The sequence below is a fragment of the Streptomyces sp. NPDC057654 genome, from assembly GCF_042800135.1.
In the GTDB taxonomy this organism is placed as follows: domain Bacteria; phylum Actinomycetota; class Actinomycetes; order Streptomycetales; family Streptomycetaceae; genus Streptomyces.
Genome location: NZ_JBHVHQ010000594.1, coordinates 1 through 5,480 on the forward strand (window position 1 = coordinate 1; position 5,480 = coordinate 5,480).

Below are 5,480 nucleotides of genomic sequence, written 5' to 3' on the forward strand. Positions count from 1 at the left end.
CCCTACCCCTGCGCGCACGAAGGAGCTCCCATTGGCCGGCCACATCCAAGACCGCTGGTACAAGACAGAGAAAGGCCCCGACGGCACACCCCGCCGGGTCAAGACCGCCCGCTACGGCACCGGCAAGCGCTACCGCGCCCGGTACGTCGGGCCCGACGGAGCCGAGCAGTCCAAAAGCTTCCCCGACCGGCAGAAGCGCTTGGCAGAGCGGTGGCTCACCAACATCGAAGCCGACATGTCCCGCGGCCAGTACATTGACCCCGGCGCCACCCGAACGACCTTCCGGCAGTACGCGCAGAAGTGGGTTGAGTCGCACCCAGGCGAAATCAACAGCGGAGAGGCGGCGGAGCGGCGGCTCCGGCTGCACACGTACCCGTACATCGGGTCACGCCCCCTCGGCTCCTTCCAGCCCGAGCACATCCGCGACTGGGTCACTGCCATGAAGGACGCGGTGACTGCCGAGTCGTACCGCCGCATCATCGTGGGCACCGCATCCGCCGTGTTCAATGCTGCCGTCGAAGACGGGCGACTTTCCAAGAACCCCTGCAAGGCGAAGTCTGTGACCCTCCCTAAGCCGGGCGGTCCTCGGATCGTGCCGTGGATGCCAGATCGGGTCTTCGGCGTGCGGGCGGCTCTCCCCAGGCGCTTTCAGACCACCGTGGACCCTGGCGGCGGCTGCGGGCTTCGGCAGGGTGAGATCTTCGGTCTGTCGGAGGATGAACTTGACTTCGAAAGCGGCTGGTTGACCGTCGCCCACCAGCTCAAGCGCGTCCGCCGCGGCCAACACGTCTTCGCGCTGCCGAAGGGCAATAAGGTGCGTACGACGCCGCTCCCTGGCACGGTGGCCGACGCCCTGCGAGCGCATGCCGAGGAGTTCCCTCCGGTCCCCATCACGCTCCCCTGGCGGACACCTGACGGCCCACTCGTGACCAAGTATCTGTACTTCACCGGCAACCAGGGCAGTTATGTCCGCGCGAGCCACTTCAACGACTTCATATGGAAACCCGCTCTCGCGGCGGTCGGCGTCATCCCGGAGGCCGCGGATGGCGAACGGTATGCGTCAGCGCGTGAGCACGGCATGCACGCGCTCAGGCACTTCTACGCTTCCGTTCTCCTCGATGCAGGCGAGAGCATCCGGGCCCTGAGCTCGTACCTTGGGCACGCCGACCCTGGGTTTACGCTGCGGACGTACACCCACCTCATGCCGACCAGCGAGGGACGTACAAGGAATGCTCTCGATGCGGTGTTCCGGGCATCACCTTTCCATGATCACGGCCCTGGCACGGCCCACGTGGCATAGCTGAGCCGGTATGGGGCAGAATCCGCAGGCCAGGGCCATGGGACCTTGATCCGCCGGAACTTCGTCTACTTCTTCCCGATCTATACGGGGCAGGCGATTCCGCTGGACGCGTGGCGCAATCGCATGTGGTTCGACAGCTGGATCTGAGGCCGTTCCGGGGCCCTGTCCGGGGCCTTGTCCGGGGCCTTGGAGGAGTGCCCCCCGGCTCACACCACGCGCCTCTCACGTCGCGTAGAGTGCGCGCTGTCAAGTTTTGATCAGATGATTAAAACCCGGTGGGGCCTGAGGGGGGCTGGGACATGCGCACTGGTGTGAAGATCGCGGTCGGCGGGACGATCGCCGTGGTCGTCGGGGTTGCCGGGTACGGCGCCTACAACATGATCGACGGGATCTCGGACAGCAGCACGGCGGCGCACAGCGAGTCGGCCGGCCGCACGGGGCCGCCCAGCGCGGACGAGATCCGCGAGGCGGCCAAGGGCTTCCTCGACGCGTGGGCCGACGGCGACCCGGAGAAGGCGGCGGACTTCACGGACAACGCGGGGGCCGCCGTGACCGCCCTCACCGGGTACCGCGAGGACGCCCATGTGAAGAAGGTGTCCTTCAAGCCGGGCACGGCCGAAGGCTCGAAGGTGCCGTTCGCGGTGACCGCCGAGGTCTCCTCCGGCGAGCACCACGCCACCTGGACGTACGACTCCGCCCTCACCGTGCACCGCGGGAAGAACAGCGGGCGGGCGCTCGTCGACTGGAAGCCCGCCGTCATGCACCCGAAGCTCAAGGTCGGCCAGCACCTGACGACCGGCGGCTCCCACCCGCAGATCACCGCCGTCGACCGGCACGGCAAGGAGCTGAACGACAAGGACTACCCCTCGCTCGTCGCCGTACTGCCGCAGCTGCGGGCGAAGTTCGGGGACAAGACGGGCGGCGAGGCCGGGGTGGAGGTGTCCGTCGAGCCGGACGGCCAGCACACCCCCGGCCCGGTCCTCTTCACGGTCTCCAAGGGGAAGCCCGGCAAGCTCCAGACCACCCTGGACGCCGCCGCCCAGCGGGCCGCCGAGAAGGCGGTGAAGGCGCAGAAGGAAGCCTCCGTGGTCGCGGTGCAGCCGAGCACCGGCGGGATCCTGGCGATCGCCAACTCCAAGAAGACCGCGTTCAACCCGGCGCTGATGGGGCAGACCGCGCCCGGTTCGACGATGAAGGTCATCACGGCGGCGACCCTGCTGGAGAAGGGCAAGGCGTCGCCGGGCAAGGCGCTGCCCTGCCCGAAGTACGAGACGTACGGGATGAAGTTCCACAACGTGGAGGGCGCCGCGAACCCCGGCGCGACCTTCGCCCAGGACTTCGCCGCCTCCTGCAACACCGCCTTCATCTCGCTCGCCAAGGACATCCCGGATGACGCGGTGGCCGGGGTCGCGAAGGACGTCTTCGGCATCGGGCTGGACTGGAAGACCGGTCTGTCGACGTTCGACGGCAGCGTGCCGGCCGATACCGGCGCGGGCAAGGCCGCCGCGATGATCGGCCAGGGCCGGGTGCAGATGAACCCGCTCACCATGGCCTCCGTCGCGGCCACCGCCCGTACCGGCTCCTTCCACCAGCCGTACGTCGTCGCGCCCTCGGTCGACGATCGCGAGCTCGCCAAGGCGGCCCGCTCGCTGCCCGGCCCGGTCGCCAAGGACCTGCGGTCGATGATGAAGCTGACCGCGACCCAGGGCACCGGCCAGGGCGCGATGGCCGGACTCGGCTCGGACGTCGGGGCCAAGACCGGCTCCGCCGAGGTCGACAACCAGACCCGGTCCAACGGCTGGTTCACCGCCTACCGGGGCGATGTCGCGGCCGCCGCGGTCGTCCCGCGGGGCGGGCACGGCGGGGACTCGGCCGGGCCGATCGTCGCGGCGGTGCTGCGCGCCAAGTGAGGGGGCGGGCGCGTACGGAAGGTGAACGGCCGGCGGCCTCCGCGTGACGGAAACGACCTCGCGTGGCCCGTACAACGAGCGCTAGCGTCGGGGCATGAGCACACCTGACACCGCCCCTCCCCGCTCCGTCGAGGCCCTGCGCGAGCCGGGCCTCGGCGTGCCGGTCCGCCGCTTCCCCGACGCCGGCCGCACCGCCGCGATCATCCGCGACTCGCTGGTGAAGCACGCGGGCGGGGAGCCCGTGGACGTGCGCGAGCGCGCCGCGTGACGCCGCTGATCGCGACGGCGGTGCTCATCGCCGCCATCACGCACGCCAGCTGGAACGCCATCGCCCACGGCATCAAGGACCAGCTGCTCGCCTTCACCCTGGTGGGCGGCGGCGGGGCGGTCATCGGCGCCGTGCTGGCCTGCTTCACGCCGCTGCCCGCGTCCGGGGCGTGGCCGTATCTGCTCGGCTCGGCGGTGCTGCACGTCGTCTATCAGGCGCTGCTGATGCGGTCCTTCTCGCTCGGCGACTTCGGCCAGATGTACCCGATAGCGCGCGGCACCGCGCCGCTGGTCGTCACCGTCCTCGCGGCGGTCTTCGTCGGGGAGCTGCCCGACGGCTGGCAGATGACGGGGGTCGTGGTGGCCTCGGCGGGCCTGGTGGGCGTCGCGCTGTGGGGCATCCGCGGCTCGCGCCCGCACTGGGCGGCGATCGTCGCCGCCGTCGCCACCGGCCTGTCCATCGCCTCGTACACGGTCGTCGACGGCGTCGGCGTACGGGCGTCGGGCACCCCGCTCGGCTATATCGCCTGGCTGATGATCCTGGAGGGGATCGCCATCCCCGCCTACGCGCTCGCCTCCCGGCGCCGCGAACTGGGCGCGCAGCTGCGCCCGTACGCGGTGCGCGGGCTGGCCGGCGGACTGCTGTCTGTCTTCGCGTACGGGCTGGTGCTGTGGGCCCAGACGCGCGCCGAGCTGGCCCCGATCGCGGCGCTGCGGGAGTCCTCGATCATCGTGGGCGCGGCCATCGGGGCGCTGTTCTTCAAGGAGCGGTTCGGCGCGCCCCGGATCGCGGCGGCGGGGCTGATGGTGGTGGGCATCGGGCTGATGCTGCACGCCAGTTGACCGTGCGCGCCCGCACGGGTCCGGTCCGGCCGTACGCCTGCCCGAATACGCCCCGCCTCATGAAAATGTGACACGTATCACATGACCCTTCGAGGCAACTCGCCACCCGGTGGGCGAATTGCCGGTGTTGCAGTAGTTCACTTCAAGACATGCCGTGTGCATGATCCCGGTGAAGGTTTCGGGCCAGGGGGTGCGATGGAATTCCGTCAGCTGATCACGTTTCAAAGAGTGGCGTCGTTAATGAGCTTCACGCGCGCCGCCGAGGAGTTGAGCTACGCCCAGTCGAGCGTGACGAGTCAGATCCGTGCGCTGGAGACGTCGTTGGACGTCGAATTGTTCGACCGGCTGGGCGGCCGGATCAGGCTGACGGAGGCGGGTGAGCGGCTGCTCGAATACGCGGATCAGATCCTCGCCCTCGCCGACGAGGCCCGCTCGGACGTCGCCGGCCGCGACGGGCCGGCGGGCACGCTGGTCATCGGCACGATGGAGAGCATCACCTCCTACCGCATGCCGCCGCTGCTGGAGCTCTTCCACCACCGCTACCCCCGGCTCCAGCTCTCGCTGCGGCCCAGCCTCTGCGCGGAGACCTGCCACGCGCTGCGGCAGGGCACCTTCGACGTCGGCTTCCTGATGGAGGAGGAGACCGACCGACCGGGCCTGGAGACGATGATGCTGGCGGAGGAGCCGCTGGTGCTGGTGTCCGCGCCCGACCACCCGATGACCGCGACGGAGGAACTGACGCTGGAGGACCTGCGGGGCGCCTCGGTGGTCGCGACGGAGGCCGGCTGCGCCTACCGCGACCTGTTCGAGGAGGAGCTGAAGGGCGCCGAGATGGCGTCGTTCCTGGAGTTCGGGACCATCGAGGCCATCAAGCGCGGGGTGATGGCCGGGCTCGGCGTCTCGCTGCTCCCGAAGATCACGGTGGCCGCCGAACTCGCGCGCGGGGAGATGACGGTGCTGCCGTGGCAGCCGCCGTTCAAGGTGTTCACCCAGCTGGCGTGGCGGCGCGGCAAGCGGCTCTCGCGCGAGATGAAATTGTTCATCGATCAGACGGCCCGGCTCATCAAGGAAGAGCCGTCGGCGACGGCTTGTTGAGCACGGCCCGCCGCCAGGGCGCGTGGACGCGCCTACGGCCGAGGGGCCCTGACGCGGTCGGTTCG

The 5,480-nt window shown here is 69.8% G+C and carries 5 protein-coding genes; all 5 read left to right on the forward strand.

Annotation, left to right across the window (positions count from 1 at the left end):
* Positions 1–31 precede the first annotated feature (31 nt).
* The 5 genes from ACFU99_RS31465 (at position 32) to ACFU99_RS31485 (ending at position 5,415) form a co-directional block, all read left to right on the forward strand.
* On the forward strand, positions 32–1,300 hold the full coding sequence (locus ACFU99_RS31465) for a tyrosine-type recombinase/integrase (RefSeq protein ID WP_384398496.1): 1,269 nt from the start codon (positions 32–34) through the stop codon (positions 1,298–1,300).
* Between the two features lie 299 nt (positions 1,301–1,599).
* Complete coding sequence (locus tag ACFU99_RS31470) at positions 1,600–3,210, forward strand: penicillin-binding transpeptidase domain-containing protein (protein ID WP_384398498.1); 1,611 nt, start codon at positions 1,600–1,602, stop codon at positions 3,208–3,210.
* Between the two features lie 94 nt (positions 3,211–3,304).
* A complete protein-coding gene (locus ACFU99_RS31475; protein WP_384398500.1) occupies positions 3,305–3,478 on the forward strand; it encodes a hypothetical protein in 174 nt (57 codons plus the stop codon).
* Complete coding sequence (locus tag ACFU99_RS31480) at positions 3,475–4,320, forward strand: EamA family transporter (protein WP_384398502.1); 846 nt, start codon at positions 3,475–3,477, stop codon at positions 4,318–4,320. Before ACFU99_RS31475 ends, ACFU99_RS31480 begins: the two co-directional genes overlap by 4 nt.
* A 195-nt stretch (positions 4,321–4,515) precedes the next feature.
* The gene (locus tag ACFU99_RS31485; protein ID WP_384398504.1) at positions 4,516–5,415 is read left to right on the forward strand and encodes a LysR family transcriptional regulator; all 900 of its coding nucleotides are present in this window, start codon (positions 4,516–4,518) and stop codon (positions 5,413–5,415) included.
* Positions 5,416–5,480: the final 65 nt, after the last annotated feature.

What these genes read in the sequence shown, in the direction of transcription:
- ACFU99_RS31470 (WP_384398498.1), top strand. Translation starts at nt 1,600, where the DNA reads ATGCGCACTGGTGTGAAGATCGCGGTCGGCGGGACGATCGCCGTGGTC.
- ACFU99_RS31475 (WP_384398500.1), top strand. Translation starts at nt 3,305, where the DNA reads ATGAGCACACCTGACACCGCCCCTCCCCGCTCCGTCGAGGCCCTGCGC.
- ACFU99_RS31485 (WP_384398504.1), top strand. Translation starts at nt 4,516, where the DNA reads ATGGAATTCCGTCAGCTGATCACGTTTCAAAGAGTGGCGTCGTTAATG.